This window comes from Paenibacillus sp. S150 (assembly GCF_019352175.1).
Classification (GTDB): domain Bacteria; phylum Bacillota; class Bacilli; order Paenibacillales; family Paenibacillaceae; genus Paenibacillus_AQ.
This window is the reverse complement of the sequence record NZ_JACBYI010000004.1, coordinates 130,255-156,380: the sequence shown is the minus strand read 5'-3', so window position 1 is coordinate 156,380 and position 26,126 is coordinate 130,255. Positions and strand designations below refer to the sequence as shown.

Annotated in this window: 24 protein-coding genes; 8 read left to right on the top strand and 16 right to left on the bottom strand. The window is 58.0% G+C overall.

The annotated features are described in order from the left end of the window. Positions 1-46: 46 nt before the first annotated feature. The 4 genes from HYD27_RS06565 to HYD27_RS32630 form a co-directional block, all read right to left on the bottom strand. The gene (locus HYD27_RS06565; RefSeq protein WP_219212783.1) at positions 47-784 is read right to left on the bottom strand and encodes a glycosyltransferase family 2 protein; all 738 of its coding nucleotides are present in this window, start codon (positions 782-784) and stop codon (positions 47-49) included. Continuing rightward, on the bottom strand, positions 781-1,920 hold the full coding sequence (locus HYD27_RS06560; RefSeq protein WP_219212781.1) for a glycosyltransferase family 2 protein: 1,140 nt from the start codon (positions 1,918-1,920) through the stop codon (positions 781-783). The genes HYD27_RS06565 and HYD27_RS06560 overlap by 4 nt, the downstream gene beginning before the upstream one ends. After that, positions 1,917-2,765, bottom strand: coding sequence for a glycosyltransferase family 2 protein (locus tag HYD27_RS06555; protein WP_219212779.1), 849 nt, complete (start codon positions 2,763-2,765; stop codon positions 1,917-1,919). The genes HYD27_RS06560 and HYD27_RS06555 overlap by 4 nt, the downstream gene beginning before the upstream one ends. Positions 2,766-3,137: 372 nt before the next feature. Further along, entirely contained in the window at positions 3,138-5,366 is a 2,229-nt protein-coding gene (locus HYD27_RS32630) for a WIAG-tail domain (protein ID WP_219212777.1), read from the bottom strand. Positions 5,367-5,614: 248 nt separating this feature from the next. Here HYD27_RS32630 and HYD27_RS06545 point away from each other — a divergent pair, with 248 nt between their 5' ends. Further along, a complete protein-coding gene (locus HYD27_RS06545) occupies positions 5,615-6,697 on the top strand; it encodes a YheC/YheD family endospore coat-associated protein (RefSeq protein ID WP_219212775.1) in 1,083 nt (360 codons plus the stop codon). Positions 6,698-6,796: 99 nt separating this feature from the next. Beyond that, on the top strand, positions 6,797-7,588 hold the full coding sequence (asd, locus tag HYD27_RS06540) for an archaetidylserine decarboxylase (RefSeq protein ID WP_219212773.1): 792 nt from the start codon (positions 6,797-6,799) through the stop codon (positions 7,586-7,588). A 79-nt stretch (positions 7,589-7,667) separates the two neighbouring features. Here asd and gpmA read toward each other — a convergent pair whose 3' ends face one another. Further along, positions 7,668-8,417: a 2,3-diphosphoglycerate-dependent phosphoglycerate mutase gene (gene gpmA, locus HYD27_RS06535; RefSeq protein WP_219212771.1), complete on the bottom strand. Its 750-nt coding sequence runs from the start codon at positions 8,415-8,417 to the stop codon at positions 7,668-7,670. A 329-nt stretch (positions 8,418-8,746) separates the two neighbouring features. On the opposite strand from gpmA, the gene HYD27_RS06530 reads away from it, so the two are divergent. Further along, positions 8,747-8,998 carry a hypothetical protein gene (locus HYD27_RS06530; RefSeq protein ID WP_219212769.1) on the top strand — a complete coding sequence of 84 codons (252 nt, stop codon included), beginning with the start codon at positions 8,747-8,749 and terminating at the stop codon, positions 8,996-8,998. Positions 8,999-9,782: 784 nt separating this feature from the next. Here HYD27_RS06530 and HYD27_RS06525 read toward each other — a convergent pair. Together HYD27_RS06525 and HYD27_RS06520 are read right to left on the bottom strand one after the other, a co-directional pair. Further along, a complete protein-coding gene (locus HYD27_RS06525) occupies positions 9,783-10,568 on the bottom strand; it encodes a helix-turn-helix domain-containing protein (protein ID WP_219212768.1) in 786 nt (261 codons plus the stop codon). A gap of 575 nt (positions 10,569-11,143) precedes the next feature. Further along, entirely contained in the window at positions 11,144-12,934 is a 1,791-nt protein-coding gene (locus HYD27_RS06520) for an aminotransferase-like domain-containing protein (RefSeq protein WP_228745009.1), read from the bottom strand. Between the two features lie 171 nt (positions 12,935-13,105). Here HYD27_RS06520 and HYD27_RS06510 point away from each other — a divergent pair, with 171 nt between their 5' ends. The 4 genes from HYD27_RS06510 (at position 13,106) to HYD27_RS06495 (ending at position 15,679) form a co-directional block, all read left to right on the top strand. Beyond that, on the top strand, positions 13,106-13,720 hold the full coding sequence (locus HYD27_RS06510; RefSeq protein ID WP_219212765.1) for a pyridoxamine 5'-phosphate oxidase family protein: 615 nt from the start codon (positions 13,106-13,108) through the stop codon (positions 13,718-13,720). A 123-nt stretch (positions 13,721-13,843) separates the two neighbouring features. Beyond that, a complete protein-coding gene (locus tag HYD27_RS06505; protein WP_219212762.1) occupies positions 13,844-14,005 on the top strand; it encodes a hypothetical protein in 162 nt (53 codons plus the stop codon). Between the two features lie 108 nt (positions 14,006-14,113). Then, positions 14,114-15,415, top strand: coding sequence for an aminotransferase class I/II-fold pyridoxal phosphate-dependent enzyme (locus HYD27_RS06500; protein WP_219212760.1), 1,302 nt, complete (start codon positions 14,114-14,116; stop codon positions 15,413-15,415). A 153-nt stretch (positions 15,416-15,568) separates the two neighbouring features. Further along, a complete protein-coding gene (locus tag HYD27_RS06495; protein WP_219212758.1) occupies positions 15,569-15,679 on the top strand; it encodes a YjcZ family sporulation protein in 111 nt (36 codons plus the stop codon). Between the two features lie 277 nt (positions 15,680-15,956). Here the strand turns inward: HYD27_RS06495 and HYD27_RS06490 are convergent, their stop codons facing one another. From HYD27_RS06490 to HYD27_RS06470, 5 genes are read right to left on the bottom strand one after another with little or no spacing between them, the layout of a single operon-like run. Further along, complete coding sequence (locus HYD27_RS06490) at positions 15,957-17,111, bottom strand: UxaA family hydrolase (protein WP_220101529.1); 1,155 nt, start codon at positions 17,109-17,111, stop codon at positions 15,957-15,959. A gap of 2 nt (positions 17,112-17,113) precedes the next feature. Next, positions 17,114-17,392, bottom strand: a complete 279-nt coding sequence (locus HYD27_RS06485) for a UxaA family hydrolase (protein ID WP_228745008.1) — start codon at positions 17,390-17,392, stop codon at positions 17,114-17,116. A gap of 35 nt (positions 17,393-17,427) precedes the next feature. Beyond that, positions 17,428-18,498, bottom strand: coding sequence for a Bug family tripartite tricarboxylate transporter substrate binding protein (locus HYD27_RS06480; protein WP_219212753.1), 1,071 nt, complete (start codon positions 18,496-18,498; stop codon positions 17,428-17,430). A gap of 47 nt (positions 18,499-18,545) precedes the next feature. Beyond that, on the bottom strand, positions 18,546-20,075 hold the full coding sequence (locus HYD27_RS06475; RefSeq protein ID WP_219212751.1) for a tripartite tricarboxylate transporter permease: 1,530 nt from the start codon (positions 20,073-20,075) through the stop codon (positions 18,546-18,548). 1 nt (position 20,076) lies between these two features. Beyond that, positions 20,077-20,613: a tripartite tricarboxylate transporter TctB family protein gene (locus tag HYD27_RS06470; protein ID WP_219212749.1), complete on the bottom strand. Its 537-nt coding sequence runs from the start codon at positions 20,611-20,613 to the stop codon at positions 20,077-20,079. A 353-nt stretch (positions 20,614-20,966) separates the two neighbouring features. On the opposite strand from HYD27_RS06470, the gene HYD27_RS06465 reads away from it, so the two are divergent. Beyond that, the gene (locus tag HYD27_RS06465; protein WP_219212747.1) at positions 20,967-21,656 is read left to right on the top strand and encodes a GntR family transcriptional regulator; all 690 of its coding nucleotides are present in this window, start codon (positions 20,967-20,969) and stop codon (positions 21,654-21,656) included. Positions 21,657-21,768: 112 nt separating this feature from the next. Here HYD27_RS06465 and HYD27_RS06460 read toward each other — a convergent pair whose 3' ends face one another. The 4 genes from HYD27_RS06460 to HYD27_RS06445 form a co-directional block, all read right to left on the bottom strand. Beyond that, positions 21,769-22,995: an ABC transporter permease gene (locus HYD27_RS06460; RefSeq protein WP_219212745.1), complete on the bottom strand. Its 1,227-nt coding sequence runs from the start codon at positions 22,993-22,995 to the stop codon at positions 21,769-21,771. Position 22,996: 1 nt separating this feature from the next. Further along, complete coding sequence (locus HYD27_RS06455; RefSeq protein WP_219212743.1) at positions 22,997-23,743, bottom strand: ABC transporter ATP-binding protein; 747 nt, start codon at positions 23,741-23,743, stop codon at positions 22,997-22,999. Continuing rightward, entirely contained in the window at positions 23,740-25,218 is a 1,479-nt protein-coding gene (locus HYD27_RS06450; RefSeq protein ID WP_219212741.1) for a DEAD/DEAH box helicase, read from the bottom strand. Before HYD27_RS06450 ends, HYD27_RS06455 begins: the two co-directional genes overlap by 4 nt. A gap of 129 nt (positions 25,219-25,347) precedes the next feature. Then, entirely contained in the window at positions 25,348-26,124 is a 777-nt protein-coding gene (locus HYD27_RS06445; RefSeq protein WP_219212739.1) for an SDR family NAD(P)-dependent oxidoreductase, read from the bottom strand. Between the last annotated feature and the right edge of the window lie 2 nt (positions 26,125-26,126).

The window sequence follows — 26,126 nt, the reverse complement described above, 5'->3', positions numbered from 1 at the left end:
TACTTTCCTCCTTTTTATCTGTGTCTTTAGCCTTTGGGCCGTCCTTTCAGATGAACTGTGCCGGATCCGCATGCCACTTATCTATGAACATCCTGCGATTCCGTTCCACCAGCTCCTGAAGCCCGGAGGAGTATACCTCCTTGAAGCTCGCGCTTCCTTCATGATGCACCAGGCAATTCCCGGCAATAAGCAGACGGTAGCCCTGCAGCCGTGCGCGGTAGCAATAATCATCGTCTTCATAGTGCCCGGGCGAGAACCGCTCATCCAGGAGGCCGATGGCATCCATCAGCTCTCTTTTGAATAAAAAGCACAGGCCGATCAGCCTCCTGGTTTCAATCCACCCGCGGGAGCCCTGAAGGCTCAGCGTCTCGGCTTCGGCGTGGAAGCCCGGCATATCCGAATACGCTGTGCTTACCTGCTGCCGGCCGCTGGCATAGTTCGTTACAGGTCCCACGATGCCGATGTCGGGCGCACTGTACAAGGCGTTCTTCAGGCTCTCCAGCCAGCCCCGCGATACGGCAACGTCATTGTTCAGCAGCAGCAATTCATCGCCGGAAGCCAGCTGCAGCCCCAGATTACAGGCCACCGGGAATCCCCGGTTCTCGGGAAGTGAAATAAAGGTCAGCCTGTTCGCGCGGCAGTAATCGTCTGTTCCATCCGTTGAAGCGTTGTCGATCACAATAATTTCATAGGGGGACCCGGTGTGCGCCCTGATAGATTCAACACAGGCACGCAGCAGGCCGACCCTATTATAGGTTGGGATAATAATACTGGTTATCGTCATATCCGGTTCCTCCAGGCTGCCATTTGCCTGCGCTGCTCCTGCAGGTTCTCGCCGGAGAGCACCCCGCTCGCGTCACGATGGGCAAGTATCCGTTGCAGGGCCTCTGCATGATCACCGGCAATCAGCTGCTCCATGGCATTGCCGGCTCCCGTATTTCCCTGCCGGAGACGGTTATGCTTAATGACATTTACCGTGCCCGCCTTTTCCACCCGGAGCTGCTCCAGGATCAAAAGGGCCTGCGCTTTGGGAGGAACCATCAGCGTCCGGCAGCCAATCCGCTCCAGGGCCTTCCGCGACAGCGCATGGGGCACTGCGGTCATGGAGCTGACGCCAAGATCGCTCCGGTCCAGAACGGCATTGAGGTACATCTTGCAGCGGGTGACATCATCGCTTAAGCCGAAAGGGGGCAGCAGCGCATCCAGATCATTCAGCGCCACATCCACTCCGCTGTCCACAGCCGCTGCAAACATTGCCAGCTGCGGAGCGGAGATGACCATATCTCCATCCAGGAACAGCAGGATGTCACCCCGGCTGAGCTTGGCCCCGATTGCCCGGCCCACATCATGCCCGGCAGAATCCGGGCAATGCACCACTGTCGCCCGCTTGCATAGCCGGGATCGCTTATAGCTGTTGTCGGTGCAGCCGTTCAGCACAACGATAATTTCGGCCGGCTTCAGGCGCTGCACCTGCTTCAGCAGAGCCGGCAGAGTGCGCTCCTCATTGCGCGCCGAGATAATTACCGACAGCGAGCCGCGCAGACCGGGCAGCTGCGGCCCGGACCGGCGGTAAGCGGCAGAAGCTCCCGCCGGCATCCGGCGGGAACCGGACCTGCCCCCGGCCTGCCGGACAGCGGCGGGTCTGCCGCGAGTGCTCCGGCGGACTGCTGCGGCGGCGGCGGGCTTTGCCGCCTTGCGCCGGACAGCGGAGCTGCCTGCCCCGGTCCGGCGGGCAGGCGGGGTTCCCGCCGTCAGGGCCACGGCGGCAGCGGAGCTGTGCCGGCCCAGCGAGCCAGCTTCAGCTCGGAGGGCAGCGGAAGCCTTCAGCACCTTTGCTCCGAACTGCCGGGCGGGAGCAGCCGAGGATACATATGCCTTTTGCAGTAAGCCGGATGAAGGATTTGACATGGCTGCTGTCATCTTACCATCTCCCTTCGCCGGTTACCGTCAATGAAGCCCGCCCTCTCACCTCTGCGCTGGAGCACCAGGCCTGCCGCGTCGAGATGATCCCTGAGGATGGCCTCACGCAAGGGATCGGCTCCAGCCTGCCTGGGACGGACGGCGTTCAGCCTGCCGACAGGCACCCTGTGCACTGCCTTCACAAGCAGGCCGTCAAGAACAGCCTGCGCATGCGCCAGAGGCGGCCTTGACAACAGGCCGCTTCCCAGAGCGGCAAGCGCTTTGCGGCTGAGCGCATGGGGCACCGCCGTCAGCGAACATCCCTTCAGGTCAGGGCGGCCAAGCATAATGTTAAGCGCATGCTTGGAGAGCACCACCGGATGCGGAAGCTTGCTGCGGACCGGACCGGAATAATCATTTAGAGCAACATCTGTGCCATGACTGACTGCGGCCACAAAGGGACGCAGCTGTGAAGCGGAAATCACAAGATCCCCGTCGGTGAAGAGCAGGACTTCTCCCTTGGCCGCCTCTGCACCGATGCAGCGGCCCACATCATGCCCGAGCGGCTGCTCGAAGAGGATGACATGTGCCCCCAGCGACAACGCAATGTCTGCCGTATTGTCGGCAGAGCCGTTAACAACAACAATAACCTCACAGCGGGGATGAACTCCTCTCGCTCCGGCAATCACCCTGGCAATCGTTGCCGCTTCATTCATAGCCGGAATGATCACCGATACATAAGGCTCGGGGTGATTGGCCGCCGGGCCCGGCGCTTCAGGACGCACCGTCCGGGGAATCCGCCGCGTGGGTTGCGAAGCCCGCCGCCCCGTGCGGCGGGCAGATGTACGTGTATGCTTCAAGCTCATCCACCTTCCTTGCAGGGCATGGTCTCCGGGCTGAGGGTTACATCACAGTCTATGTAATCCGCCGTCCCGGGTAACGGCAAATGTCTCCCTGCACGCAGAAATTTGGACACATGCCCGCTTGCTCTTGCTGCCGGAATCCGGCAAGGTCGGCGTTTGACGGCTATGCAGCCGCCCGGCGTCGGGGATAGCAGGCAAAAACCCGGCCTCACCCTTCCCTGAAAGAAACAGCCCCCGGTGCTCGGCAACGCAAAGAGCGCAGCCATTGGCCGCGCCCGGGTTTACCTGTTTTTAATATCTATTAGTGAATCCGAACTTATTTTGCTAAGACTTCCTCATTCATTATTGCCTTCAACAAAGTTTCCCGGTCAGCGTTCAATCGAATACCTGATGATCCGCAGCCGGCTTCACGAGAGGGGAGCCGAGGGCAATCCAGGATAACACTCCGTAGAAATGCGGGGTTTCGCGCAGCCTCACCACCTCAATAATTGCTTCTCCGCCCGCCCTGCTCTTCAGTGAGGCATGAAAGAACGGCTGGTTCGTCATGGCAACAAGCACATAGCCGGTATGGCCGAAGCTTTCATCAAAAGCCACTGTAACCTCCACGCTCTCCGCATCTCCGTTGAACATGAAGGCCGTCATGCCGAACTGCTGCAGAACCTCCCGGCTGCCGGCGCTCTGTACCGGACTGAACGACAGGTGCTCCGCATGTACCGAGCCGGGAGCCAGATGGTCTCCGGTTACCGCACCGGCAGCGATATGGCAGCCCTGCACACTGTCTTCTTCCAGATGGCGGGCTTGGATGGCGAACGAAGTAATTTTGGCGGCATCCACCGCTTCGTCCTGCAGCTCCGAATTCCCAACTGCACCTTCAGCGATCTGTGCGGTCCCGATGCTCTTAGCCGCGAGCTTCTCTGCGGTAATGCTGCCATCGGGCAGCATTTCTGCACTTCTCGTTTCCTGGGCCAGATGCTCCGGCTTAACGATGCCGGGGCTCATATGCCGCTCCTCCAGCGTTCCATCCGCAAGATGCCCGCCTTGTATGCTCCGCTGCTGCAGATGCTCCGAATGGACTGCGCCCGGCGCCAGCTTGCTGCCTCCGATGCTGCCGTCCGGAAGAATGTCTGCACTGTGCACTTCTTCCGCCAGGTGCGCCAATGTGATCTCGCCTGTACGGATGTGCCGGCCCTCCACTGCTTCCTGTGCCAGATGCCCCGCGCGCACACTTCCGGCAGTCAAATGAACGGACCGTACAGCATCCGGGGCCAGCTTCTCTCCGCCATTGCTGCCGTCCGGAAGAATTTGGCTGCTGCGGACCCCCTCGGCCAGATGTACCAGGGTGATGCCGCCTTGCCCGATATGCCGTCCTTCCACCGAGGCCTCCGCCAAGTGGCTGCCTGCCACACTTCCGGGCGCAAGATGACGGGAAGCAACAGCCCCTTCAGTCAGCTTGGCACCGCTGATGCTGCCATCCTGAATCTGGATGGATGAGACAGAGCTTGGGATAATATGTCCATTGCCGATGGACATTGGCCGAATATGCGCTCCGCCGACGCTTCCCGGGGCCAGATGCCTGCCCTGCACTGCCATGTCGCTGATCGAGCCGGGGCCAACGACTCCTGCGGCCAGATGCCCGGCTTGAACTGCCGGTGCAGCCGGCTTCGCGGCTTCCATGCTGCCTTCCGCCAGCTTCACAAAAGAAATGCTGCGGTCCGCCAAGTGGCGGCTGGCAATTTCACCGTCGGCAATTTTATCCCCCGATACCGCTTCGTCAGCCAGCCTGGAGCGGTCAATGCTCCCGTTCGCCAAATGGCGGCTGACAATGCTGCTGCTCAGAATTTTCTCGCCGGTCACTGCCCCATCTTCGAGCAGCTCCGACGTAATGATGCAGTCGCTAAGATGGCGGCTGGCAATCGCCTGATCGGCAATTTGATCTCCGCCGATGATCCGGTCAGCCAGCTGTTCCGGGCCGATGCTGCCGTTCTTAAGCTTTTCGCCGCCGATCGAATGGTCCAGCAGCTTGCCGCCGCTGATGCTTCCTTCTGCCAAATGCCTACCCGAAACGGATTCCGGGGCCAGTTTGGAGGACGTTACTGCCTTGTCCGCGATATTAATGCTCTGTACAGCGTAATCCTGCAGCCAAGGCGTTCCGATGATGCCGGACTTCAGCTTGGACCCGTCTATAGCCCGTGGAGCGATTTTGCTCCCGGTCACGGCTGCGTCGCTCAGATCGTCGGTATACACGGGCTGCAGGCGTTCTTTTTCCAGAACAGGCGGCGCCTCCGGGAGCATTGGCAAAGGCTCTGCAGCAATCAAATCCCTCTCTGCCGCCGCCTGATCCCCGGGAATTTCTTGATTTAGTACCGCAGATACAGAATCCGGAGCATCAAGTGTATCCACCCCGCTTACCTTCAGAGTAATACTCCCGGTATCCAAAGCTTGTATTGTTTGCGGCATTAACGGCGCTTTACTTCCGGCAAAGCTTGAGCCCTTCTGTACCTTGGGAATGCTTTTCAGCATGCTTAATTCTTTCTTATTCGGATTATCCACAACATAGAGCGGTTTTTTGGAACTGCGATGCTGATTTTTTTTGGAGCCCTTCACAAGCAGTCTCCTCCTTCCATCTATTGTTTCACCTAGGCATCATATGCAGCGTACTGGGCGGATGACACCCAATTACGCCAAGCCTTACAAATCTGCCTCAGGCGTCAGGAGAAAGGGAATTCCCGGCATCTTTCAAAAAAAAGGGCATCTGCCACCGCGCATTCGTCCACCCTAAAGGGCAAGCACACACATACAATGACACAGGAAGAGAACAGCAGGGACTATAGATGATAACGGGAGGAACAAACATGGGGCAGAAGCTCGTGGGAATACTGCTAAATGCCGCTATGCACCGGGGCGTTCCCCGGTTAAAAACGGGACAGGAGTCGCTGAAGAGCTATGAGGAAGCCGCCGCCGCATACGGACTGACCCCCTGCTTCCTGAAGCTGTCCGACATCGATACGAACTCCGGATACAGCCTTGCCTATATGAAAGGGCCTCAAGGCTACAGGGGAGCCGTAATTCCGACACCGGACGTCATTCACAACCGGGCCATCTACGACCCGGGGAGCCGCGGAGTCGACCGGCTCCTGCGCAGCGGCATTCAGGTATACAATACATGCAACCGCTACGGCAAAGACCAGATTCACGGCCTGCTGGAGCAGAACGCCGGACTGCGCGAGCTTCTGCCGGCGACCTCAGCCGGGCTCTCCGGACTGAAGGACATGATGGACAGCTATTCCGACCTCATTCTCAAGCCCTGCCGCGGGAGTATCGGCCAAGGCGTAATGCGCCTCTCACGGAGCGGTTCCGGGCGCTGGCTCTGGAGCTACCAGCCCGCCGGCTCCCGCCGCTGGGTCAGCGCAGCTGTTGATCAGAATGCCTTGCCCAGAGCGCTGCGGGCGCGTCTGATGTCCGCACCGTACCTGGTCCAGGAACGCATCCCGCTGGCCGAAATTGGCGGCCGTCCCTTTGACCTGCGCGTCACCGTGCAGCGCGGCTGGGGCGGAGAATGGCAGGTCACCGGACTGTTCGCCAAACGGGCGGCCCCCGGCGGGTTCGTCTCCAATATCGCCCGGGGCGGAGAGGCACTCGACGCTTCGCTTGCCCTGGGGCAGGTATTCTCCGGCGAAGCGGCGGCGCGCATCCGCATGTCCGTCCTGGCCCGCAGCCTCGGCCTTGCCCGCGAGCTGGAGCGCAGCCTGCCCGGCCTTGCCGATATCGGTCTGGACATGGGCATTACCGGAACAGGCCAAATCTATTTCATCGAATGCAACGGGCGCGACCAGCGCTATGGCTTCCGCAAAGCCGGGCTGAACGGAACCTGGAAAGAAAGCTACCGGAGGCCTATGGCTTATGCAAGATACCTGCTTGACCATCCCTCACAGTAACAGTTATTGATTTGTCTCCTATTCTATGTCAATATAATGCAGAGCGGAAACGGTCCCGGCTACGGGACCGTGCTGCTGCATGATGGAAGGGAGATGGGCATGGTAAAACAATTGCTGCGGCTGATGACCGAGCTGTCCTCGCACAGATGGCTTTCCCGGTTAATGGGAGCTTTTTCCCATAGCAGACTCAGCCGTTTTTTAATCCCGGCATTTATTCGGATTTATCATATTCCCGCTTCTGAAGCAGAGAAGCCTTCCGGGGAATATCATACGCTTAATGAATTTTTCAGCCGCCGTCTGAAATCCGGCATGCGCCCCGTCGCCGGCGGCGAGAATGCTGTCGCCAGCCCGGTGGATGCGCTGATTACCGCCATGGGCGAGATTCATTCCGGAACCATTATGAATGTAAAAGGGCAGGATTATGGGCTGGAAGAGCTGTTGAACCACTCTCCGCATCAGGAGCTGTACAAAAAGGGCTTTTTCTTCGTGCTGTACTTAAGTCCCACGGATTATCACCGGATTCACGCCCCCCTTACCGGGCGCAAGGTAGAGAGTGAGCATATCCGCGGCCGGGCCTACCCTGTCAATGAGTTCGGCATGAGACATATGAAGGGCGTGCTGAGCCGCAATGAACGGCTCATTACTTATATCGCCGGAGCAAACGGAGAAGCCGCAGTAGTGAAGGTGGGCGCGATGAACGTCAGCAGCATCCGCTATGCGGATGATCAGGCGGAGGCCTGGCAGATCGGCGATGATCTCGCCTATTTCGAATTCGGCTCCACGGTGGTGCTGCTTCTGGAGAACGGCAGCTTCACTCCGCGTCCGGGAATTGCCTGCGGGACCAAGGTGAAGATGGGCGAGCTGCTGGGCACGCTGCGTCGTCCATTATAGTGAAGAACAAAATAAAGGCAGCAGCTTTCCAGAAACCGGAAAGCTGCTGCCTTTTTGATTTTGCAGATAAATCAGGCGGCTACTCCGTGACCTTGCTCTGATTCGCCACCTCACGGGCCTTCTCCTGAACCTCTTCCGGCACGCCGAGATAGAACCGGCTGATCGGCTTCACATCATCATCCAGCTTGTAGACCAGAGGGACTCCGGTCGGAATGTTCAGATCCAGCAGCGCTTTCTCGTCGATGTCCTCCATGAATTTGATCAGCGCCCGCAGCGTGTTGCCATGCGCCGAGATCAGCACCCGCTCCTTCTTGCGGATCAGCGGCACGATGCGCTTGCCCCAGAAATCACCGACACGGCGCACCGTATCCTCCAGGCTCTCGCCGCGCGGAATATCACCGGGACGGACCTCCTTGTAGCGGATGTCGTTCCGGGCATAGCGCGGATCATCCGGCTCCAGCATCGGAGGACGGACCGACAGGCTGCGCCGCCAGATATGGAGCTGCTCTTCGCCGTATTTGACTGCGGTCTCGCTTTTGCTCAACCCCTGCAGCGCCCCGTAATGGCGCTCGTTCAGCTTCCAGGACTTCTGCACGGGAATCCACAGCAGGTCCATCTCATCCAGCACATAATTCAGAGTCTTGATCGAACGCTTCAGCACGGAAGCAAAAGCCAGATCGAAGGTATAGCCTGCCTCCTTCAGCAGCCTGCCCGCCGCTTTGGCCTCCTCCACCCCCTTCCCCGTCAGATCGGGGTCACTCCAGCCTGTGAACAGATTCAGTCGGTTGTACTCGCTCTCTCCATGGCGTATCAATACGATTTCGTACATACTCTCACTCCTCCGGCCTATAATTTCGCAATGTCTTCTGTATTCCGCTTATATAGGTGCAAGCTGACCTATCCTTTACATTAGCATAGGCTTGCCGGACAGGTTGTTCAAGACGAACACTCTTTCTATCCTTATACCCCGGCGCAGGCGTAAGAATACACTGCAGCTACAGTCTGGCTATATAACATACTCCAAATTTTACAGTTCAGGCACAGAGTTGATTTTTTATAAGTGGCGGAACAAAACAGCGATGCCGTCCTTGACTGGCCGGCATCGCTGCTGGGATTTCAGATGTAGGGCTGGCCTACTGATGTCAGGCGGGAAGCCAAGTGGCAAAAGGTCACTTCATACTCCCCTCAGCCGCTTTTTCGCAAGCTTTAGTGGAAAAAGGAACCCTAATCGATCCGTTCCCCCCCCTTGCAGAGGAATACGCCTACATTAAGATGTACTTGAAACATTTATCCAAAAGGGCAGCCATTTTAGCGGTAAAAAGGATAACTAATCCACCGCATTCGGATCCTGGATCATCCTTAGTGGGAAAAAGTACAACTAATCCGGCTGAAATCAGCCGGATGGGATGAACGGGCCTCTATGAAGTGTACAAAATCCCACTAAAGCCCGTTGAAGCCAGAATTCCAGCCCATTAGTGTTACTTTTTACACTTCGCTTCCGCTTCCCTATGAACCTTCTTGCGTTCCATCAGCTTTTGCGGTTGACGATGTGAACGAAGTCCGCTGCGGGTTCAGAGGGTTCTTCCGGCCGCTGTTAAAGCCCGGTTTCCTGATTGGAATAAGATTACTGGTTGAAACCGGTCTTTAAAGGCACGCACGCTTAAGACGCATTATAATTTATCCCTAACTTCATAGCCTACCTTATCCACAATTGACGAGAAGCATAATTTCCTAAACGACAAGCAGAAACGGCTACGCCGTCCTTATAAGGGACGGCGTGTTTCAGCGAGAAACAGAAGGAGCATTTAGTGTGCAAGCATATAAATTCTGCCCTGTAATCACGCGGCCGCAGCGATATTTCATTCCCCAGTGGTGCCGCGCAGCGGTATGGAAGGTCTTATATTTTCAAAAAACCGGAAGCCCTCCGGCCCCGGTTCTCCCTCGTTTATCTGGTCTATCACTCTCGGATCAATGGTCAGAACCAATGGTCGGCGGTCAACGCGCTGCTGCGCTTCAATCGTTTCCAGCGGTTGCGGAAAATCCCGCTCCCCCCGCCCTTGCATTCGGTATTGCATATGCGGCGTCTAATCATCATTCTGTTCGTTCTCCCCTTCCAAGCTGCTGAGCACATCAGTATGTAACCAGGTTGCAACGTAATTACCCCGGCTGGAAAAAAGTGAAACAAACCGTGGCGTCAGCGGATTTCGGACGGGCTTTTGCCGGTGTGCTGCTTGAATTGGCGGCTGAAGAAGAAAATATCGCGGTAGCCCAGCGCATCCGCCACCTCGGTGACATTCATTCCGGCGTACAGCAGCAGATGCTGGGCACGTTCAATCCGCGAGCGGATTACATAGGATTGGACGGAGGAGCCGGTAATTTCCTTGAATTTGATCGAAAAATAACGCGGCGACAGCCCCGCGCGGGCAGCCAGATCCTCCACCCGGTGCACCGCTCCGGGATGCTGGCTGACATAGTTGGCCACCTCGTGGATGACCTCCGCCAGCTGGTTGCTCACTTGGCGTTCCACAGGCATTACCAGATCTTCACGAAGCAAATGAATCATCAGCTGCTTCAGAATGAGCTGGCCCTCCTCCTCCGCCGCAAAGGTCTTCACCAGGAACAGGCGGACATACCGGGCCAGCAAGTGCTCGAACTCCACCGTTTCCGACAGCTCGCGGTACGGCTCGGGAATCTCTGTCACGTCCTCGGCGACATCAAAATGAATATATGTAAGCACAAGCGGCTTTTGCGGATTATGGGTCGCGCTCGTATGATCCCCCGGACGGAACAGGAAGCAGCTTCCCTTGCCCACCTGATAAGGCACCCCTCTGCGCACAACGGTGCCTTCCCCGCTCCAGACATAGAACAAATCATAGTTTTGCAGCGGCTTCTCCCTTTTTTGCCATTTCCAGCCCGGTTCGCAGACGATCTTCGCCAGGGCCGGCAGGATCACAAAAGAGGACGGCGATGCATGCAGCATAATGTTCCCTCCTAAAAGTTTTATGAAGCTTTACTCCTTTGAAATACTCCGCAATAAAACTCGCTTCGTAAGCATCCGCTTTGTTTTATGAAGCTTTACTCCTTTGAAATACTCCGCAATAAAACTCGCTTCGTAAGCGTCCGCTTTGTTTTATGAAGCTTTACTCCTTTGAAATACCCCGCAATAAAACTCGCTTCATAAGCATCCGCTTTAAGTTTGTAAGCGCCGCTTCCTGCGTATGCTCCGAACAAAGTCCAGTTCGTAAGCGTCCCCACACTCACAACTGTTTGCAGCCCCTCCTGCCGCAAGCTTCTGCTGCACTTTCTGCAATAGACGTTCTGAGAGCGGAATTATTAATTCTATTGCACTTGGTACATCCTAAAAGCCCAAATCTGCCCGTTTTCAGCCTGGAAACGGAACTCTACTGCACAGAATACAGCAGAATTCATTTTCAGAGCGCAATCAGCCTGTTCAGCTGTATAAAATACAATAGACATTCAAGTACTCATGCACGGCGCTTCAGCCGATGGCATTTCACAGAAGGCCTATAGTTTCTTTTCTTTCATAATACCTTGTCACGTTTCTTTTTGCACATCATTCCAGGCCAGGAGCAGGCGGCTTACCCCTTCCTCCAGCCGGGCGGCATCCAAATGGGAGAAAGAAAAACAGGCCGCCGGCTCCCCCCCGGCGACCCGGTACAGCGCCGCATCCCGGAAGTCCGCGCCGCGCCCGAGAGCCGCCGCCCGGAAGGCGGCGAATTCTCTCCTGCTGCGCCGCCAGCGCGCGTAGATGTGCAGCCCCGCATCCCCGGGCAGCGGCTCGAACAGCATCCCGAGCCGCTCCGCCAGCAGTGAGCGAAGGAGGCGGGCACGCTCGCCGTAGACACGCGTCATCCGCCGCAGGTGGCGGCTGTAGCCGCCGGTATGCATGAAGCGCGCCAAGGCCCGCTGCTCCTGCTGCCCTCCCGGAATCGGCTCGTACAGCGCCTTGGCGGCGGTCACTGGCTTGACCAGCAGGGGAGGCAGTACCGCGTAACCCAGCCGCAAGGCGGAAAACATGCTGTTCGAGAATGAGCCGATGTAGATGACACGCTCTCCCCGGTCGAGTGCCTTCAACGGCTCTATGGGCCGCCCGCCCCAGCGGAATTCGCTGTCGTAATCATCCTCCACAATCAGCGCATCCCGCCGGTGCGCCCATTCCAGCAGACTGCGCCGCCGATCAATCGGCAGCACCGCGCCGGTGGGAAACTGTCGGCTTGGCGTGACGAACAGCAGCCGGGCGGCCCAATCCTGCGGCACCAGCCCGCTCGCGTCCACGCTGCCAGGCAGCAGCCTGCCGCCGGAAATCTCCACGGCTCTGCGGATGCCGTGAAATCCGGGGTCCTCCACAACCACCGGGCTTCCTGGCTCCAGCAGCAGCTGCGTGAGAAGGACAATACCCTGCATGGAGCCGCTGAAGAGCACAATCTGCTCCGCCTCCGCGCGGATGCCCCGTGTCACCCTTAGATGCGCGGCAATAGACCGCCGCAGGCCTTCCTCCCCTTGGGGCGGGCAATAGCTCTCCAGCCGCCCTCCGCTTTTGCCGCCAGCGTAATTCAGCGCGCTCCGCCACTCAGCGTAGGGAAAATGCTCCATCGGCATCCCCTGGCTGCGGAAGCTGACCACATCATTTCCCGCTCTCTCATACATGGAGACTTGCCGCTCCATGAGGCGGCTCCCCCAACCGGAGAGCGGTATCCCGGCAGAGGGCGCCCCGGATTGGGAAGCAGGGGATGCGGCGGCGGAAGCACCGGCCGGTACCCCGGACTGGCCGGACGGCGCAGAGGCAGCAGGCTCCCGGGCCGGCATTGCAGCCTTGGCCTGACTGTCTCCGGCCGTTTTATGCGCCGCACCCGTGATTTGGGCTTCTGCAGTTTCTGCGCCGCCTTCCGGCCGCGTCTTTCCGGCTTCAGCACCTCCTGCACCACCGAACATCCCGGCTTCTGCGCCATCAATCCTGCCCGCAGCGGCTCTGTCACTTCCCGTGCCAGCGGCACTCCCGCAGCCTGGCCGCACTGCAGCAGCGCCTCCAGCCTCTTGAACCACGCTCCCCCGCTCCCCCTCCGCCGGAGCAAAGCTGTCATCCGCAACAAAGGTGCCCCGGCCGCTCTCTGTCCTGATGTAGCCGTCAGCCAGCAGCATATCGTAAACCTGCGATGCCGAGCCGCGCGATACCAGGTACAGCCCCGCCAGCTTCCGGGTAGAGGGCAGACGCGTCCCCCCCGGCAGAGTTCCGCCCAGTATAGCCGCGCGGAGCGCGTGATATAAGGCCAAATACTTATAGCGGTGTACAGCAAGGTACTGGTCATACGGCAGCGTGAAATTCATGTTCCCATCCTCTCCACTCCAAAGTGGACTACTAAAATTAATGTAAACCGGTCCTTTTTTATTGTCAATTCTTCCTCTATTCTAAGCAGACATATAAATCTTTATATTTTTAATAAACCTTTTGACCCGGAGAATTGGGCTCCGCCAATAATCAGAAAAGGATGTGCCGTTATGCGCCGAAAAGAATTCAAAGTAGAGCAGGAAGAGGAACTGGCCGCGTTTCTGAACGGGATGAGCTTCGGCTTTCTCGGGACCAGCGACGAGGAGGGCCGGCCGCGTGTGACGCCGCTGAATTTTGTATATATGAAGGGAAGCTTCTATTTCCACGGCAGCCACGCCGGAGGCAAAATGGAGACCATCCGCCGGAATCAGCAGGTATGCTTCACGGTCGCCGACGAATACGCCCTGATTCCCTCCTATTTCAGCGATCCTGAGCTGGCCTGTCCCGCCACTGCCTATTTCAAAAGCGTAACCGCTTATGGACAGGCCGAGCCTGTAACGGATGCTGCCGAGAAGGCAGCCGTGCTTGCGCTTTTTATGCAAAAGCTCCAGCCGGAAGGCGGCCACGCCCCGATAGATGCCGGAGAGCCCAGATACCGTTCACGGCTTAAGGGAGTCGCGGTCGTGCGGATTGTTCCGGAGGAGCTCAGCGCCAAATTCAAATTTGGCCAGAACCTGAAGGAGGATGAGCGTACCGGTGTCGTGCAGGGGCTGATGAACCGGAACGGGGCGCGCGATGCCGAAACCATAGCGATGATGGAAAAGTACTGCCCCTACCGCTCTTAGGTGTTAAAATATTTCTATGTTGAGCAGAAGGCCCGGAAGGCTTTTACCGCCAAAGAAGGCCGGCCGGTTGCCTCCTTTTCCCCGGAATGCATCAGCTTTACGTATGGTGACTTGTTTCCTGCGATGAGATATCCGGACGGCAAGCCCTACCGTGGGCAGGTGTACCTGCTTGCGGAGATCCGGGAGGCCATTTCGCTGTTCGGCTGGCCGCAGGAATGGAACGCTCTGGGTCCTGAGCGCTATACCCGGGGTTCAGGTCTGGCAGATCCGCCACAAATTTTCTAAAAGGTTCTGGAAAATGCGTCTTTCATCAGTGACGGCGGGGAATCACGGTGATATAATGTTAGGCAATGTTAACGTATATCCCAGAAGAATACCGGAAGGATGAAACTGATGAATCCACTGGCTGGACAATTGAATGACAGCATCAAGGCAGGCAATGAACATGTGTACGATATGCTCTCCAATCTTGGCAAGGCGCTTTATTATCCCAAAGAGGGCATTCTGAGTCAATCCGCCGAAGCGGCTGCTCACGCGAAGAAATACAATGCAACCATCGGTATTGCCACCGAGAAGGGCGTACCTATGCACCTCGCCGTTATTCAGGATAAGCTCTCCGCCTACAGTCCAAAGGACCTGTACGGCTACGCTCCACCGGCAGGCAAGCCGGAGCTGCGCAACGTATGGCGCGAGAAGATGCTGCGCGAGACTCCGTCGCTTGAAGGCAAATCCTTCGGCAACCCTATCGCTACCAATGCGCTGACCCACGGGCTCAGCATCGTTGCCGACCTGTTCGCCGATCAGGGCGATGCCATCATCTATCCGGACAAAAACTGGGAGAACTACGAGCTGACCTTCGGCGTCCGCCGTCTCAGCGATATCGTCAACTATCCGCTTTTCACTGAAGATATGAGCTTCAACAGCGAAGGGCTGCTGGATGCCCTGCTGGCCCAGAAGGACCGCGGCAAAGCGATTGTACTGCTCAACTTCCCGAACAATCCTACCGGCTATACCCCTGGCGTCAAGGAAGGAGAAGCAATCGTTTCCTCCATTCTGCGCGCAGCGGAAGAAGGCATCAATGTAGTTGTAGTCAGCGACGATGCTTATTTCGGGCTCTTTTTTGAGGATTCCTTGAAGGAATCCCTCTTTGGCCGTCTGGCCAATCTGCATCCGCGCGTGCTCGCCGTGAAGATTGACGGAGCCACCAAGGAGGAATTCGTCTGGGGCTTCCGCGTCGGCTTCATCACCTATGCCTCGGACAGCAGGGAAGTGCTTGCTGCCCTGGAGCAGAAGACAATGGGCATTATCCGCGCCACCATTTCCAGCGGACCCCATCCTTCGCAGACCTTTGTGCTTGATGCGCTGAAATCGCCCGAATTCGCGGAACAGAAGGAAGAGAAGTTCCAGATTATGAAGGGCCGTGCCAACAAAGTGAAGGCGCTGCTCGACAGCGGCAAATACGGCGATGAGGTCTGGACCTATTATCCGTTCAACTCCGGGTACTTCATGTGCCTGAAGCTGCACACCGTTTCCGCTGACGCCCTGCGCCTGCATCTGATTCATAACTACGGTCTGGGCACGATAGCCCTGGGTGAAACCGATCTGCGCATTGCCTTCTCCTGTATCGAAGAGGATCAGCTTGAGGACCTGTTCGATATGGTCTATGCGGGAATCCGCGATCTCGAAAAAGCCTGAGGATACAGGCCTGCCGGGTAGCAATCAGCCCCGGCCAAGCCGGGGCTGATTTTTTTGCAGGCGGTTATGCATTGGCCTATACACGTTGTTCCCTCCGCACATACAATACGGTGTACTCAAGTACAACAACTCACACTCGAAAGGGGAATGAACATGAGCGAAGAAGTTAGAGGCGGATATGGATACGGTGCATTCACAAGCACTGGCGCGATTCTGGTTCTCTTTATCCTGCTGGTTATCATCAGCCGTTCACTTTTTGTCTAACCGGGAATGACTATCCCGGGAGGGAGCCACGGCTCTCTCCCATACTTACCCGCGTTTAGCCATTCCCTATGGAGTAATATTCCCGGCAAAAAAAGCATATCCAACCGAAGACGAGTCCATAAAAAACAAGGATGTTTCCAAGCCATGCCACGGCCGAAAAACATCCTTGTTTTCGATAGCGGAGAGGTATTGAGCAACAGGCCCGGTGCCATCAGCTGCCGGCGGCGCCGATCTGCCGCCGAACGGCTGCATCCTCACAGTCCGGACTGCCTAAAAGTCAGGCGCTCGGATACAGCTTGGTCATTACGAATTCCCGGTGGCCAAGCGCCTCCGCCGCCGTCAAGCGGCCGTTGGCCGTCCGCTCCAGCGCTTCGAGCAGGCGCTCGCCGGCTTCCGGGAGCGTAATCGAGCGCTCCAGCAGCGGACTGACATCGACATCGATATGCTCTGCCATCTGCGAGACCGTGCGCGGGTTGGCCGATAATTTGATCACCGGCTCAATCGGATGGCCGATAATATTCCCCTGTCCCGTCGGGAAGAAATGTACGACCGCTCCGGCGGCCGCCATCAACGTAATGCATTCCGCCGCAGCGGAGGAGCTGTCCATGAAATACAGTCCCGGCCCGTTCTGCGGCTCCTCCGCCGGCTCCAGCACCCCGATGACCGGCTTGCTCCCGGTTTTCTCAATATTGCCGAGCGCCTTCTCTTCGATGGTTGACAAGCCGCCTGCAATATTGCCCTGTGTCGGCTGCGAGCCGAGCAGATCCACTCCCTGGGAGGCAAAACCGGACACATAGCGCTCATACGTCCGCAGGAACTTGTCCCGCAGCTCCTCCGTCGCCATACGCCCGGCGATCAGATGCTCGCCGCCCGTAAGCTCCGACGTTTCGCCGAAGAAGACGGTTGCGCCCTGCTCCAGCAAATAATCGACCGTGCTGCCAACGGTGGGACATGATCCCAGCCCGGTGGTCGTATCCGACTCGCCGCACTTGATGCTGACCGTTAATTCGCCGAGCGTCACCGGCTCACGGCGCAGCTCGGAAGCCGACTGCACAAATTCCTTGGCCTTCCAGGAGGCGCGGCGGATAACCTCAAGATCGCCCAGCCCCTCAATGGAGAAGCCCGCGACCGGCTTGCCGGTGCCGGCGATGCCGTCGACGACAATGTTCGTCCAGTTCGGCTCAATGCCGATTACAATGACTGCTGCCACATTCGGATTGCGCCCCGTTCCAATCAATGTGCGGAAATGCAAATCCAGATCCGCCCCATACTGCAAGCGCCCGTAAGCATGCGGGAGCGCCAGTGTGCCGGAGATGACCTTGGCCACCGCTTCGCAGGCCGCGTTCGAAATATCGTCCACAGGCAACAGAATGACATGATTGCGGATGCCCACCGCCCCGTTTTCCCGACGGTACCCATATAATTGTCCCATTGTTACCACCTCGCCGATTTAATGTTGTGCGTATGCACGTACTCGCCGCTTGCCAGTCCCCCGGGGGCAATTCCTATGGAAATGCCGTATTCCAGCACCCGGCCGCCCCGTTCAAGCGGAGCCAGTGAAATTTTATGCCCGAGCGGAATGTCCTGCAGGCTGGTCAGGGTAATGCGCGAATCATCATCCATGTAGATGCCGACGGCCTCCTGTCCCGCCGGGATATCCGTTGTGGCTACACCGACCTGATCTCCCTGCTTGTGAATCAGAAAATGATGCATATTCCTTTCCTCCATTTCAATGTGGGCGGGCATGCCTATTTGCGAATTCCCGTTTCGGCAGCCAGCCCCGTATAATATTCCGCCTGCTGGTCAATCCAGTCCTTAAACGCCGGGCCGGTCAGAACATCGGGTTCAAGCTGCAGCGTCTTCAGCTTCGCGATAAAGTCCGGGTCCTGTGCCAGCTTGCCGATTCCCTCCTGCCATTTGTCAATAATCTCCTGCGGCGTTCCCTTTGGAAAGCTGAAGCCTGTCCACCACGAAACCGTCAGATTATCAACACCTTGCTCACCGGTTGTAGGCACGTCAGGGTAATACGGGCTGCGTTCAGGCGCCAGAACCGCCAGCACCTTCAGCTTGCCCGCTTTGACCAGGGTTGAGGTCTCATTGACGGTGTGCACCGCCAGGACCGCATTGCCTCCGGCCACCAGCGGAAGTGATTCGGACGCGCCCTTGGTCGCCACCATCCGTGTCTTGGAAAAGTCCGCCCCGATTTCTTTCAGCCATTCCGCAACAACGAAGGTGGTGAAGCCCGCCGGACCGACACTCGTCCAGGTCAGCTGATCGGGGTTCGCCTTGACCCAGGCGGAGAACTCGGTAAAATCCTCCCACGGGGCATCCGCCGCCACTACGAACACAGGCGCATCCGTCACTACCCGCGCCGCGAACTCATGGTCGCTGAGCAGCACCGGTGCCTTGGCCGATCCGGCCTGCAGCATCGTCGTGCTGGCCACATTGTCGGCCAGCACCGTGTAGCCGTCGTTTGCCGCCTGCTTGAGTGCGTACTGCGCCCCGGTAGCCCCGCCCGCACCGGGCTTGTTCACAATTTCAATCGGCTGCCCCCATTCCTTGCCCAGCGCCTCCGCTACCGTCCGGGCCACAAGATCTACCCCTCCGCCGGCCGAGAACGGCACCACATACTCTATCCTTCTGTTCGGATAGTCGGCGTATGGGCCCGGCGACGCCGTCGCCGCAGCGCCGGACGGCGACGCTTCAGAGGTTGCCGCCGTTTCCGGCTGCGCGGGTTCCGCGGCGCAGCCGGCGAGCAGTACCAGCAGTGCCAGAGATGCCGGCAAACGCCGGGCCTTGCGTACAATCCATTTGTTCATCCAATCCACTCTCCTGTTTCTATATGGAATAATTGCCGGAGCCAATGTCAAGCCTCGCTGTTCAGGATGCTGAGCGCTTCCCCCCGCTCCTCGCGGAGTCTCTGCCGGGTGCGGCGGACCATATACAGGGATAGAAGCAGCATTACAGCGGCGGCGCCAATGAAGAACAGCGACAGGCCCCTTTGCACAAAAATGGCCAGGCTCCCACCGGAGATCGCCATTGATTGCAGAAATGCCTGCTCCACCATCGGGCCGAGAATAAAGCAGAGAATAAAGGGCATGGTCGGCCAATCATGCTTTTGCAGGTAATATCCGGCAATGCCGAAGACCACGGCAACCTGGACATCGAACAGGCTGTTGCGCACCGTATAGGCGCCGATCATGCTGAGCAGCAGGATGATCGGACCAAGAATCGCGAACGGCACCCGCGTCAGCTTGGCCCAGATGCCGACCAGCGGCAGATTCAACACCAGCAGCAGCACGTTTCCTATAAACATGCTGGCGATGACGGTCCAGACAAAGCTGCCTTTCTGCTCGAACAGCATCGGCCCCGGCGTCAGCCCGTAGATCATCAGCCCGGCCAGCAGCACCGCCAGCGGCGGCGAAGAAGGAATGCCCAGTGCGAACAGCGGGACAAAGCCCGCGGAGCTGGTGGCATTGTTGGCAGCCTCCGGTGCGGCAACCCCTTCAATCGCCCCTTTGCCGAACAGATGGCGGCGGCGGGAGATTTTTTTGACAAAATCATAGGACATAAAAGACGTTACAGCGGCCGAACAGCCCGGCAGCAGACCCATAAAAAAACCGATCCCTCCCCCTGCGCCTATAGCCACAGCACTCTGCTTCAGATCTTTACGGCTCGGATAAACGCTGCCGATCCGGCCGCCGGAAATCGCCTGCTTCTTCTCTGCCACACCCCTCATCACCTCACTGATGGAGAAGAAGCCGATGAGAATGCTCACCATATCCAGCCCGCCCTCCAGCGGTCCCCAGCCCAGCGTAAAGCGGTACATCCCGGAATTCGCCCCCAGTCCGATCAGTGACAGTGCAAGACCGGCGAGAGCCATGATTGCGGCTTTGACAAAGCGTGCCCCGGTCATGCCCATCATAATGACCAAGGTCAGCAGCAGCACCGAGAACATCTCCGGCGGGCCAAAGCGCAGCGCCTGGTTGGCCAGCAGCGGAGCGAACAGGACCAGACCGACCACACCCAGAATTCCGGCAATAAAGGAAGCAATCGCCGCGATTCCCAGCGCCGGGCCGCCCCGTCCCTGCTGGGCCAGCGGAAATCCGTCCAGGCAGGTGGGAACAGACGAGGCTTCACCGGGAATATTCAGCAGGATGGCCGTAGTCGAGCCGCCATACATCGCACCGTAATAAATCCCCGCCAGCATAATGATCGCCTGCGTCGGCTCCAGCACCCCGGTGACGGGCAGCAAAATGGCGATCGAGGAGGTGGGGCCAAGCCCCGGCAGCACGCCCACAAAGGTGCCCACCAGCACCCCGATGGCCGCCATCAGCAGATTCAGCGGAGTGAGGGCCTGAGCGAAGCCATCCAGCAGCATAAGCACATTATCCATTTCATTGCCTCCTCAGCGCATGCCAGACCGTTCCAGCGGGAAACGGCGTATGCAGCCATTCGATAAATACCAGAAACAGCCCCGATGTCAGCACCAAAGCGTACAAGCCGCTGCGCCGCCAGCCGCCGCCGAGTAAGCGCAGCAGCAGCAGCGAGGCCACAAAAGTGCTCAGCGCATAACCCACTGATTGCAGCAGAACGGTATAAATCAGCAGCAGCGGCGGAATTAAGCCTGCCTTGGGCCAGGAACGCCGCAGCAGCGGCGGCGCAGCCCGCACTTCAGGCTCATCCATTGCCGCCTTGCGGGCCAACACTTCTTCCGGGTTACGTCCCACAAGCGCTTTATGGGCCTGTCCTCTTGATGCCGCCAGCAACCATAAGCCGCATAGGAGCAGGCCCGCTCCAATAAAGGCCGGGAATACATGGTCCCCGCCCAGCAGGCTGACATGGTAGGGATACAGCTTCCAAGCTTCACGCAGAGCCAGGCAGCCAGCCAGAACGGTAAGCGCGCCGGCAAGACGATCAGCCATGCTTTTCATCTCTCATTCCTCCTGACCGGGTGGATTATGAACGCAAAAAACCCGCTTTGGCCTTCTACAGCCTCAAGCAGGTCTCCGTTAGTACGGTCAACAGCTTAATATATGTTGTATACAACATTCTAAATTAAGAGTTTTTGCATTCCTCACAGTTACAAATATATATACCTCATTGGTTTAGTCGGCTTTGTTTCTGCTTGCCGATTATCATATCATCAGCATATTTTCCCTGTCAATCCTTGTTTTTTACTTTGTTTTTTGGATAAACCGCTTGACAGAAGTATTTTCACTATGCAATAAATAAGTATGATATATATAACATTATTTTGGAATTTTAAGGGATAAGGAATGATTTCGTGCCCAATCTGAGCCGTATTGACAACGCTAATCTACCGGAAAAAACCTACAGTATTTTGAAAGAATTAATCATCAAAAGAGAATATCCTCCGGATCACAAGCTGGCGATCCCCGACCTTGCTGCCAAGCTCGGTGTCAGCCGCACCCCGATTCGCGAAGCGCTGGCCCGGCTGGAAATGGATGGCTTGATCAAGACCGTGCCGAAGGTCGGCACCTTTGTCACCGGCATTACGGCCGGGAATGTGCTTGAAATCATGGAGACACGCCTGATGATCGAGCTGTGGGTGGTCAAGCGGCTGGAGGACGGGACGGCCTCTTTTACTCCGGAAATTGCCGCAAATCTGCAGAAAATCCATGAAACCGCCGTCTACATTGTCAATAGCTCCAAGCTGGAAAATTACCATGAAGGGGATTATAATCTGCACTTCCACATGGAATTTCTGAAGCTGGGCGGCAACCGGAACATCTCCAATATTTATCTGAACACGATGAACTACCGCTGGCTGGCAATGAAATCGTATTTGATTACCAAGGAAATGGTTATGCACTCGCTGGACCAGCACGGGCAGATTATCGCCGCCCTGCAAGCGGGAGCCTACGATGATCTGCAGCGCGTGGTCACGGGACATCTCGAGGACGCCAAGCTGCGGCTGTATCAAAATATCAATCTGAACGGCGGCATCATCTAGCACAGCAATGGGCGGCCGGCGCCTGAATTCAGGATATGCAGACATGCAATCAACCCGTTGCCCACGATATTGTGGAGAACGGGTTGATTGGCGTTGGCGAGGACAGGTGCGCTTATTGCTGCAGCTCCGATTCTTCTCCGCTTTGCAGTTTCCGTAGCAGACGGATCCGGGTCACAGCCACGATGGCGGCTCCGGCGGCCAGCGTGCCGAGCACCCGCGGCAGGCTTCCCCCGCCGGCTGTCAGCAGCGGTACGGCCAGGACCAGCATTAACACCAGATGCACCCGGAGTACAAAGTCCACCGTACTCCCGGCCCGGCTGCCTGGCGGCAGCGGGTAGACAGTCAGCCAGAAGGACTCGCTGTGCAGCTTGCGGAGCGCAGACAGCTGCACGCCCGTCATCAGCAGGAAGAACAGATAAATGCCGCTGCCGAAGTAGCTGTCCCGGTTCCACCAAACCAGCAGCAGCGCCAGAACCGCTATCCGCATCACAATCCCGAAGATATCGCCCCTGGCGAAGCTTTTGGTCAGCAGGAAGCGGTAGGCGGTGCTGCGCCGCCAGGCGATGCCGCCGCCCCATTTGGACAAGTAGCGCCGGGCATTGACCCGCTGCTCCCTGCCCGGCACGTCCACGAACCAGCCGAGAATCATCAGCGCCCTCGTGCCCTGATTGCGCTCGGTGGCAATAAGGCGTTCCCAGGGGACGGAATGGCGTCCGGGAACGGCCAGCGCAGCCACATAGGCTGCCGCCAGTATCACGATGAAGATCAGTGCCCGGAGAGAGGGCTGCCACAGCCATGCGGCAATCATCAGCCCTGCGGCCGCCCACCGCAGCAGGGTATAACCGGAGGCCGCCGGACGGGACAGCATGGTAAGCTCCCGCCACAGGCCGTAGCTTGCCAGCAGCTTCGCCAGGATCAGCACGGCAAGCGTGGCCAGCAGCATCTTATGGGAATCATCCGTGCGTATGTAGAGGGGCCAAAGCGTAATCAGCACGAAGGCCAGCCGCAGAATCTTCCAGACATTCCCGGCGACCCAGGCCGGGGCGAAATATTCCTTCATCCGGTGGCCCTGCGGCAGCAGAAAGATGGTGTCCGGACTCTGCAGATAGGTCCGGAAGCTGCTGTGCGCGACCGCAGGCAGCAGGATAACCAGCATAATCCAGCGGATCGGGATGCCTGCCGGAATATCGCGGAGAAGTGAGGTGTACCAGGCCGAGAAGATAATCAGCACCAGCAGGAACAGCATGGCTACACCGCTCTGAATGATATAGCCCATATAAGGGATCAGGCTTCCGGTGAACCGGCTGCGCCGCTGCCGGCGCAGCTCCTTCAAATCCATATCATTTCCCTCCTTGCACCAGTTCATAGAACAGCTGCTCCAGGTTCAGTCCCTGCAGCCCGGCAGCCGCGGACATCTCGGCAAGCGTGCCTTCCGCGATTACCTTGCCGCGGTGCAGGACAATGAAGCGGTCACAGTAATTCTCAATGGTGGAGAGAATATGGGAGCTAAGCAGAATGGAAGCCCCTGATTTCTTCAGCTCCAGCATGAAATCGAGCAGGGAGCGAATCCCCAGCGGGTCCAGGCCCAGGAAAGGCTCATCGATCACATACAGCGCCGGACGCGCGACGAATGCGCACATAATCATGACCTTCTGCTTCATGCCCTTGGATAAATGCGAGGACAGCGTATCCATCTTGTCCTCCATATTAAAGAGTGCGGCCAGCTGGCTGCTGCGGGATTCATAATCACTGCGCTCCACGCCGTAAGCCCTGGCGGTAAATTCCACATGCTCGCGGACCGTCATTTCCTCATAGAGGAGCGGCGATTCCGGGACAAAAGACAGCGCGCCGTGATACGACTCCGGATCGCTGCTCCTTGTCTTGCCCTGAACGGCAATCTCGCCTTTATGCGGCGACATCAGGCCCAGAATATGCTTCATTGTCGTGCTTTTGCCCGCTCCGTTCAAACCGATCAGCCCGACCATCTCTCCGGGCTGTACCTGAAGGCCGATATCATGGAGCACCGGCTTGTTCAGGCTGTAACCTCCGCTTAAGCCCGTAATTTGCAATACGGGGGCAGTATTCATTGACCGTCACCTCTCGGGGTTTTGTCTTTCAACCATTTCGGCGCTCCCTTGTTCTTGCGGTTCTTCTCGCGCTCCGCGCTGCTGCCGCGCGCCTTGCCTGCGGGAGCCGCACCGCCGCGCGTTCCTGCGGCGGGACCCGGACTGCGGCGCTGCTGCTCGCGCCGGACTTCCCCGCCCGCTGCCGTTCCCGGCGGCGGGGCGGAGGCTGCGGCGCCGCCGCCCGCCGCCGCCGTCCGCACCTGCGGCTTGCCGCTGCGCGCCGCAGGGCCGCCCGTGCGCGGTCCGCTGCCTTCGCGGCGGCCGGAACCCGTCCCGCCGCGGTATTCGCTGCGGTCCTCGTCGGCGGCCAGCACCTTGCCGCCGACCATTTCCTTCTCCTCCAGCCGGATGTCCAGCTCCTTGGCGAACTTGCGCATGATGAACGTCTGCTGCTCCGTGACGATCGTCACGGACAGGCCGCGCCGTCCCATGCGGCCCGTTCGCCCGGCCCGGTGCACATAGTGCTCCGAGTCGAAGGCCGGATCGAAGCTGACAACCAGCGTCAGCTTCTCAATATCCAGACCCCGGGCGGCCACGTCACTGGCCACCAGCACGCGGAACCTGCCGTCACGGAAGCGGGACAGCACATTGCTGCGCGTCACCTTGTCGGCATCGCCGTAGAGCGCCGCCGCCGTAAGTCCAAGATGGTTCAGCTTGGCGGTCACCTCGGCAATATCGTCGGTGGCATTAACGAACACAATCGCCCGCTCCGGGTTGTAATGGCGGATTACCCGGCGCAGCATATCGATCTTCCCCCGTTCCTCGGTCACCACGTAATGGTGTTCCAGGCTCTGCGCCGTCATGACACCCGGATCGATGCCGATCTCAGCCGGATTCTTCATCTCCCGCGACGCAAGCGCCTTCGTCTCCGGTCCGATGGTCGCCGACAGCATAACCAATTGACGGGTGCGAAGTGCGCTGCTGACGATCTTCGCCACCTCGCCCGCTCCGCTGAGCTGGAACATCTGGTCGGCTTCATCGATGACAATCGTGGTTACCTCATGCATCTTCAGCTTGCGCAGCCCGATCAGCTCCCGGATGCGGCCGGGAGTGCCTACAACAAGCTGCGGATGCTCGCGCAGCTTGTCAATCTGGCGCTTGATCGCCGCGCCGCCGATCAGGCCCATTACCTTAATGCCGCGTTCTGCGCCATAGCGCTCCGCTTCACGGAGAATCTGCATCGCCAGCTCCTGGGTGGGCGCCAGCACCAGCTTCTGCACCACTCTCTGCTCGGGATGAATGCCCTGGAGCAGCGGCAGCAGGTACGCCAGCGTCTTGCCGGTGCCTGTCTGGGAAGCGGCAAGCACATCTCTTCCCTCCAGCAGCAGCGGAATCGTCTGCTCCTGCACAGGGGATGGATCAGTAATGCCGAATTCCGACAACCTGGCAACGAGGTCTTCCTGGATGCCGATGGCCGCAAAAGAAGCTTTATTCATAGTAGTAATTCATCCTTTTCGCTTAAGATAATATGTTCATTATATGCCAAAAAGGCCTCTCCACCAAATGGAAGGCCGCTTGAGTCCATTCTAAGCCAGCTGAACGGTAATGTGCTGCTTGTTTCCTGTCTATTTCCGGTTCATCAGATTATAGGTAAGCTTGTCCGCGAGCCGGGGGAACAGGCCATAAAGGCGGATGCCCAGGGCCGCAAAAACGGGGAGGTCGATCTCCTCCTTGCCCTTCTCGATCAGCTTAACGATCTTTGAGGACACATGCTCAGGAGTCATCATGATCCGGGATACGCTTTTCTCATAATTGCCGGAAGGATCGGCTGTGCGGAAGAAATCGGTGGCAATCGGTCCCGGGTTCACTGCCGAGACAATAATCCCATTTGTGCGCAGCTCCTGGCGGAGCGCATTCGTGAAGCCCAGCACCGCGTGCTTGGTTGCGGTGTAGGCAACGGCCCGCGACGTGCCGATTTTGCCCGCCATGGACGCCACATTGACAATCTGCCCGCTTCCGCGCTCCAGCATATGCGGGACTACAGCCTTAGTACACCGGACAATGCCCATGTAGTTCACATTCATCATGTCATCGAATTCCCGGGGCTCCATCTCGGTAAAAGCGGCGAATTTGCCATATCCGGCATTATTCACAAGAATGTCAATTCTGCCGTATACGCGGAGTATCTCCGCAAAGGTCCCGGCAACCTGCGCCCCGTCGGTAACATCGCAGGCATACAGTCCAAAAACGCCCGGAATACCGGCCGCCGTTTCTTTCAGCTTGTCCTCCGAACGGGCCAGCAGAACGGGAACAGCCCCACGCTTGCTGAGCATCTGCGCCGTCAGCGCCCCTATCCCGCTCGAAGCTCCTGTAATTACAACCACCTTGTCCACCAGTGCCATGA

What these genes read in the sequence shown, in the direction of transcription:
- HYD27_RS06565 (WP_219212783.1), bottom strand. Translation starts at nt 784, where the DNA reads ATGACGATAACCAGTATTATTATCCCAACCTATAATAGGGTCGGCCTG.
- HYD27_RS06490 (WP_220101529.1), bottom strand. Translation starts at nt 17,111, where the DNA reads ATGGGACAATTATATGGGTACCGTCGGGAAAACGGGGCGGTGGGCATC.
- HYD27_RS06520 (WP_228745009.1), bottom strand. Translation starts at nt 12,934, where the DNA reads ATGAATTTCACGCTGCCGTATGACCAGTACCTTGCTGTACACCGCTAT.
- HYD27_RS06480 (WP_219212753.1), bottom strand. Translation starts at nt 18,498, where the DNA reads ATGAACAAATGGATTGTACGCAAGGCCCGGCGTTTGCCGGCATCTCTG.
- HYD27_RS06500 (WP_219212760.1), top strand. Translation starts at nt 14,114, where the DNA reads ATGAATCCACTGGCTGGACAATTGAATGACAGCATCAAGGCAGGCAAT.
- HYD27_RS06510 (WP_219212765.1), top strand. Translation starts at nt 13,106, where the DNA reads ATGCGCCGAAAAGAATTCAAAGTAGAGCAGGAAGAGGAACTGGCCGCG.
- HYD27_RS06455 (WP_219212743.1), bottom strand. Translation starts at nt 23,743, where the DNA reads ATGAATACTGCCCCCGTATTGCAAATTACGGGCTTAAGCGGAGGTTAC.
- HYD27_RS06470 (WP_219212749.1), bottom strand. Translation starts at nt 20,613, where the DNA reads ATGAAAAGCATGGCTGATCGTCTTGCCGGCGCGCTTACCGTTCTGGCT.
- gpmA (WP_219212771.1), bottom strand. Translation starts at nt 8,417, where the DNA reads ATGTACGAAATCGTATTGATACGCCATGGAGAGAGCGAGTACAACCGA.
- HYD27_RS06560 (WP_219212781.1), bottom strand. Translation starts at nt 1,920, where the DNA reads ATGACAGCAGCCATGTCAAATCCTTCATCCGGCTTACTGCAAAAGGCA.
- asd (WP_219212773.1), top strand. Translation starts at nt 6,797, where the DNA reads ATGGTAAAACAATTGCTGCGGCTGATGACCGAGCTGTCCTCGCACAGA.
- HYD27_RS06545 (WP_219212775.1), top strand. Translation starts at nt 5,615, where the DNA reads ATGGGGCAGAAGCTCGTGGGAATACTGCTAAATGCCGCTATGCACCGG.
- HYD27_RS06445 (WP_219212739.1), bottom strand. Translation starts at nt 26,124, where the DNA reads ATGGCACTGGTGGACAAGGTGGTTGTAATTACAGGAGCTTCGAGCGGG.
- HYD27_RS06525 (WP_219212768.1), bottom strand. Translation starts at nt 10,568, where the DNA reads ATGCTGCATGCATCGCCGTCCTCTTTTGTGATCCTGCCGGCCCTGGCG.
- HYD27_RS06475 (WP_219212751.1), bottom strand. Translation starts at nt 20,075, where the DNA reads ATGGATAATGTGCTTATGCTGCTGGATGGCTTCGCTCAGGCCCTCACT.
- HYD27_RS06495 (WP_219212758.1), top strand. Translation starts at nt 15,569, where the DNA reads ATGAGCGAAGAAGTTAGAGGCGGATATGGATACGGTGCATTCACAAGC.
- HYD27_RS06505 (WP_219212762.1), top strand. Translation starts at nt 13,844, where the DNA reads ATGAGATATCCGGACGGCAAGCCCTACCGTGGGCAGGTGTACCTGCTT.
- HYD27_RS06450 (WP_219212741.1), bottom strand. Translation starts at nt 25,218, where the DNA reads ATGAATAAAGCTTCTTTTGCGGCCATCGGCATCCAGGAAGACCTCGTT.
- HYD27_RS06460 (WP_219212745.1), bottom strand. Translation starts at nt 22,995, where the DNA reads ATGGATTTGAAGGAGCTGCGCCGGCAGCGGCGCAGCCGGTTCACCGGA.
- HYD27_RS06555 (WP_219212779.1), bottom strand. Translation starts at nt 2,765, where the DNA reads ATGAGCTTGAAGCATACACGTACATCTGCCCGCCGCACGGGGCGGCGG.
- HYD27_RS06485 (WP_228745008.1), bottom strand. Translation starts at nt 17,392, where the DNA reads ATGCATCATTTTCTGATTCACAAGCAGGGAGATCAGGTCGGTGTAGCC.